Below are 5,797 nucleotides of genomic sequence, written 5' to 3' on the forward strand. Positions count from 1 at the left end.
CGCCACGGCCACCGCGGTCACCATCAGGTCGTAGCGGGCGTACACCGTCGGCCCGAGCAGCGGGACGCCCGCCACCCACACCCAGGCCCCGCGCGGGGACCGGCCGGGCCGGCCGCCCGCGTACGCCAGCAGCGCCAGCACCACGGCGTCGGACAGGCACGCCAGCGTGAAGAAGGCGTGCGCGTACGACAGGAAGGGCAGGGCGGCGGGGGAGAGGATCGCGAGGGCCGCGGCGGGCGGGTACTGCCAGGTGACGTCGTCCAGCGGAAACGTTCCCTGGCGCAGCACCTCGTACCAGCCGCGGTAGATCACCGACACGTCCGAGGTGACGTCCGGGCCCGGGAAGACGTACACCCGGAACACGAACAGCAGCAGCGCCGCGCGGGTCACCGCCCAGGCCGCGAGCGGCCACAGCGGGGACCGCCCGGCGCCCTTCGTCTCCACGTGATCCCCTGCCGTTCGAATCCGCTTCGAATCCGCTTCGAGCGACCATGATGTCCCCCGATCCCGTGCGCGTGCCACAGACCCGGCCGCGCCCGGCCGGGGGCGGCCCGTTCGGTAGGGTCGGCGGCGATGCGAAAGACCCTGATCGTCACCAACGACTTCCCGCCCCGGCCGGGCGGCATCCAGGCCTTCCTGCACAACATGGCCCTCCGCCTGGACCCCGGCCGGCTGGTCGTCTACGCCTCCACCTGGAAGCGCGGCCGGGAGGGCGCCGAGGCCACCGCGGCCTTCGACGCCGAGCAGCCCTTCACCGTCGTCCGCGACCGCGCCACCATGCTGCTGCCCACCCCCCGGGCCACCCGGCGCGCGGCCGGGCTGCTGCGCGAGCACGACTGCACCGCGGTGTGGTTCGGCGCGGCGGCCCCGCTCGGGCTCATGGCCCCCGCGCTGCGCGAGGCCGGCGCCGAGCGGCTGGTGGCCACCACCCACGGGCACGAGGCCGGCTGGGCCCAGCTGCCCGCCGCCCGGCAACTGCTGCGCCGGATCGGGGAGTCCACGGACACGCTCACCTACCTCGGCGAGTACACCCGCTCCCGGATCGCCGGCGCCCTGACCCCGCGCGCGGCCTCGCGGATGGTGCGACTGCCGCCGGGCGTGGACGAGAAGACCTTCCACCCCGGCTCCGGCGGCGACGCGGTCCGCGCGCGGCTCGGCCTCACCGACCGGCCGGTCGTCGTCTGCGTCTCCCGGCTGGTGCCGCGCAAGGGCCAGGACACCCTGATCCGGGCCATGCCCGGGATCCTGGCCGCCGAACCGGACACCGTGCTGCTGATCGTCGGCGGCGGCCCCTACGAACGGGACCTGCGGCGCCTCGCCCGGGAGACCGGCGTCGCCGGCTCGGTGCGCTTCACCGGCGCCGTGCCCTGGGCGGAGCTGCCCGCGCACTACGGCGCCGGGGACGTGTTCGCCATGCCCTGCCGCACCCGGCGCGGCGGCCTGGACGTGGAGGGCCTCGGCATCGTCTACCTGGAGGCCTCCGCGACCGGCCTGCCCGTCGTCGCGGGCGACTCGGGCGGCGCCCCCGACGCGGTCCTGGACGGCGAGACCGGCTGGGTGGTCCGGGGCGGCGAGCCCGCCGAGGCCGCCGACCGCATCGTGACCCTCCTGAAGGACCCCGCACTGCGACGGCGGATGGGCGAGCGGGGCCGCCGCTGGGTGGAGGAGACGTGGCGCTGGGACCTGCTGGCGGAGAACCTGAGGACACTGCTGGACTGAAGCGCCCCCGAAGGGACCCGGCGCTCCCCAGGCGACCGGGCGCTTTGGAAGGGACCCGGCGCCCCGGAGGGCGCCGGCGGCTACTTGGCGTAGATCGCCTCGATCTCGTCCGCGTAATCCTTCGCCACCACGTTCCGCTTCAGCTTCAGCGACGGCGTCAGATGTCCCGACTCCTCGGTGAACTGGGCGGACAGCACACGGAACTTGCGCACCGACTCGGCCTTCGACACCGCCGCGTTGCCGTCGTCCACCGCCGCCTGGATCGCCGCGAGCAGATCCGGGTCGTCCTTCAGGGTCGCCGCCGTGGAGTTCGCCGGCTTGCCGTGTTCGGCGGCCCAACGGCCCAGGAACTCCTCGTCGATGGTGACCAGCGCGCCCACGAACGGCCGCCCGTCGCCCACCACCATGCACTCCGCGACCAGCGCGTGCGCCCGGATCCGGTCCTCGATCACCGCCGGGGCCACGTTCTTGCCGCCCGCGGTGACGATGATCTCCTTCTTGCGGCCGGTGATGCGCAGATAGCCGTCCTCGTCCAGGGTGCCGATGTCCCCGGTGTGGAACCATCCGTCGGCCAGCGCCTCCGCCGTCGCGCCCGGATTGTTCCAGTACTCCTTGAACAGGTGCTCGCCGTGCAGCAGCACCTCGCCGTCGTCCGCGATCCGCACCACCGAACCGGGCAGCGGCTGCCCGACCGTGCCGATCTTCTGCCGGTCCCACGGGTTGAACGCCGTCGCCGCGCAGGACTCGGTCAGGCCGTACCCCTCCAGCACCGTGAAGCCGATGCCCCGGAAGAAGTGGCCGAGCCGCTCGCCGAGCGGGGCGCCGCCGGAGATGGCGTACTCGCCCCGGCCGCCGAGGACCGCGCGCAGCTTGCCGTAGACCAGTTTGTCGAAGAGCTTGTGCTTCAGCTTCAGGCCGAGCGACGGGCCGGAGGGGGTGTCCAGCGCCTTGCTGTAGGCGATCGCGGTGTCCGCCGCCTTGTCGAAGATCTTGCCCTTGCCCTCGGCCTGCGCCTTGGCGCGCGCCGCGTTGTACACCTTCTCGAAGACCCGGGGCACACCGAGGATCAGCGTCGGCCGGAACGCGGCGAGTTCGTCGGTGAGGTTCTTGATGTCCGGGACACAGCCCAGCTTGATCGGCGCCATCATCGGCGCCACCTGCACCAGCCGGCCGAAGACATGGGCGAGGGGCAGGAAGAGCAGCACGGAGCACTCACCGGTGCGGAACAGCGGACGCAGCCGCTCCACCACGTTCCCGCACTCGGCGAAGAAGCTGCGGTGGGTGAGCACACAGCCCTTGGGGCGCCCGGTGGTGCCGCTGGTGTACACGATGGTCGCCGGGTCGTCGGCCCGGGCGAGCGAGCCGCGCTCCTCCACCGTCTCGTCCGACACGCCCTGGCCGAGCCGGCCCAGTTCGGCCACGGCCCCGGCCTCGATCTGCCAGACGTGCTTCAGCGCGGGCAGCGACTCGCGCACCGACTCCACGGCCGCCGCGTGATTGTCCAGCTCCACCACACAGGCCGTCGCGCCCGAGTCGGACAGGATCCAGCGCACCTGCTCCGGCGAACTGGTCTCGTACACCGGCACGGTGACGGCGCCCGCGCTCCAGATCGCGAAGTCCAGCAGCGTCCACTCGTAGCGCGTCCGGGACATCAGGCCCACCCGGTCGCCCGGCTGCACCCCGGCGGCGATCAGACCCTTGGCCGCCGTGCGGACCTCGGCCAGGAACTCCCGGGCGGTCACGTCCCGCCAGACACCCTCCGTCTTGCGGGCGATGACGGCGACGTCGGGGTGCTGCGCGGCGTTTCTGCGGACGATATCGGTCAGATTTCCGTCCGCAGGGACCTCGTACAAAGCCGGAAGGCTGAACTCGCGCAAGACTGCTGCTCCTCATAGGGCGCCGGCGCCACGACGTTGTGCGATGCGACGGTGCGGTCCAAGGCTCGGGCAGGTGCTCGGGTCTTCGGTGGCTGAAATCCGAGCACGACTGGACTGCCCGGACGTTACCCGCCGGTATGGCGTCTACGACAGGGGGTCCCGGCGAGATGTTCGGTGCGTCACACACGCGGGCTTTCCTTCGCGCACAGTAGTCCACGGCCCAACCGACCGGCGAGTAACCGCAGGCCGGACCGGCACTGTTCACCTGCGCCCCCACACGCCTACTCTTGATCACCATGGCATCCACACGCACCGGCGAGCGGCGGACCCGGGTCCACGTGGTCAGCGACGTGCACGGCAACGCCCGAGACCTGGCCCGGGCCGGCGACGGTGCCGACGCCCTGGTCTGCCTGGGCGACCTCGTCCTCTTCCTCGACTACGCCGACCACTCGCGCGGGATCTTCCCCGACCTGTTCGGCAAGGAGAACGCGGACCGCATCGTCGAGCTGCGCACCGCCCGCCGGTTCGCCGAGGCCCGCGAGTTCGGCGCCCGGCTGTGGGGCGGCATCGGCACCGACCGGGCCGCCGCCATCGAGAAGGCGGTGCGCCGGCAGTACGAAGAACTGTTCGCCGCGTTCCCCGCACCGACGTACGCCACCTACGGCAATGTCGACATGCCGCAGCTCTGGCAGGAGTACGCCCGGCCCGGCACCACGGTCCTCGACGGACAGCGGGTGGAGATCGGCGGGTGGACCTTCGGTTTCGTCGGCGGCGGCCTGCGCACCCCGATGCGCACGCCGTACGAGATCGGCGACGAGGAGTACGCGGCGAAGATCGAGGCCGTCGGCGAGGTCGACGTGCTGTGCACCCACATCCCGCCCGAGGTGCCCGAACTCGTCTACGACACCGTGGCCCGCCGCTTCGAGCGGGGCAGCCGGGCCCTGCTGGACGCCATCCGCCGCACCCGGCCCCGGTACGCCCTTTTCGGCCATGTGCACCAGCCGCTCGCGCGCCGGATGCGGATCGGCGCCACCGAGTGCGTGAACGTCGGCCACTTCGCGAGCACCGGCACCCCCTGGGTCCTGGAGTGGTGAGGCACCCCAGGTGGGGTGAAGGCGGCTGGTCGGCGGCGCGGTAGCCTTCACGCTGCACACACGTGCGCGGCCCGGCGCACACACGACCTCTCCCACACGGCGCGCATCCGGAGGAGCCACGGCGATGGCGGAACACACCAGTTCGAGCATCACGATCGAGGCGGCCCCCGCCGACGTCATGGCGGTGATCGCCGACTTCGCGCGCTACCCGGACTGGACCGGCGAGGTGAAGGAGGCCGAGGTCCTCTCCGCCGACGAGCACGGCCGCGCCGAGCGGGTCCGCCTCGTCATGGACGCCGGCGCCATCAAGGACGACCAGACCCTCGCCTACACCTGGCACGGCGACCACGAGGTCTCCTGGACCCTGGTCAAGTCCCAGATGCTGCGCTCGCTGGACGGCTCCTACCTGCTGAAGCCGGCCGGCCAGGGCGCCACCGAGGTCACCTACCAGCTCACCGTCGACGTCAAGATCCCCATGCTCGGCATGATCAAGCGCAAGGCGGAGAAGGTCGTCATCGACCGGGCGCTGGCGGGCCTGAAGGAGCGGGTCGAGTCCCTGGGGAAGTAGCTCCCCGGAGTTCACCGACGTCCCCGGGGCAGGGCCTTCCCGGCTCACCCCGCCGCCCACGACGGGTACGGTTCAGCCTCATGCGCACCCTCCTGATCATGGGCCCGGGCGGCAGTGGCCGGACGACCCTCGCCGCGGCCACCGCGCTCACCTCCGCCCGTGCGGGCCACCGCACCCTCCTGCTGAGCGCCGACCGCACCGACACCCCGGGCGCGGCCCTGGGCACCCCGACAGGAGCGGCCCCCACCGAGGCCGCGCCGCACCTGACCGTCTGGCGCCCGGACGCCGCCGAAGGCTTCCGGCGGGACCTCACCGCCTTCCAGACCCGCGCCGAGAGCGTCCTCGACCTGCTCGGCGCCGCCCGCCTGGACGCCGAGGAGGTCACCCCGCTGCCCGGCGCCGGGGAACTGTCCTTCCTGCGCGCCCTGCGCGACGCGGCCCTCTCCGAGCGCTACGACCTGCTCGTCGTGGACCTCCCGCCGCTCCCCGGGGCCCTCGCCCTGCTCGGTCTGCCCGAGGAACTGCGCCGCTATCTGCGC

5 protein-coding genes and 1 pseudogene are annotated in these 5,797 nt (G+C 72.8%); 4 read left to right on the forward strand and 2 right to left on the reverse strand.

Going from position 1 to position 5,797, the window contains the following annotated elements; genetic code table 11:
- Positions 1 to 444 (reverse strand): annotated as a pseudogene (locus H5J33_RS21035) (hypothetical protein); the annotation flags it as partial.
- Between the two features lie 129 nt (positions 445 to 573).
- Between H5J33_RS21035 and H5J33_RS21040 the strand changes: the two are divergent.
- Positions 574 to 1,719, forward strand: coding sequence for a glycosyltransferase family 4 protein (locus H5J33_RS21040; protein ID WP_181796477.1), 1,146 nt, complete (start codon positions 574 to 576; stop codon positions 1,717 to 1,719).
- An 80-nt stretch (positions 1,720 to 1,799) separates the two neighbouring features.
- On the opposite strand, the gene H5J33_RS21045 is transcribed toward H5J33_RS21040, so the two are convergent.
- Entirely contained in the window at positions 1,800 to 3,596 is a 1,797-nt protein-coding gene (locus H5J33_RS21045; protein ID WP_181796478.1) for a long-chain fatty acid--CoA ligase, read from the reverse strand.
- A 296-nt stretch (positions 3,597 to 3,892) separates the two neighbouring features.
- Between H5J33_RS21045 and H5J33_RS21050 the strand changes: the two genes are divergently transcribed.
- The 3 genes from H5J33_RS21050 to H5J33_RS21060 form a co-directional block, all read left to right on the forward strand.
- Positions 3,893 to 4,690 carry a metallophosphoesterase gene (locus tag H5J33_RS21050; RefSeq protein WP_181796479.1) on the forward strand — a complete coding sequence of 266 codons (798 nt, stop codon included), beginning with the start codon at positions 3,893 to 3,895 and terminating at the stop codon, positions 4,688 to 4,690.
- Positions 4,691 to 4,814: 124 nt separating this feature from the next.
- Positions 4,815 to 5,258, forward strand: coding sequence for an SRPBCC family protein (locus tag H5J33_RS21055; protein ID WP_181796480.1), 444 nt, complete (start codon positions 4,815 to 4,817; stop codon positions 5,256 to 5,258).
- An 80-nt stretch (positions 5,259 to 5,338) separates the two neighbouring features.
- Positions 5,339 to 5,797: ArsA-related P-loop ATPase (locus tag H5J33_RS21060; protein ID WP_309485456.1), on the forward strand; the 459-nt coding region annotated here is incomplete at its 3' end.

The organism is Streptomyces sp. WELS2 (assembly GCF_013870595.1).
In the GTDB taxonomy this organism is placed as follows: Bacteria; Actinomycetota; Actinomycetes; order Streptomycetales; family Streptomycetaceae; genus Streptomyces.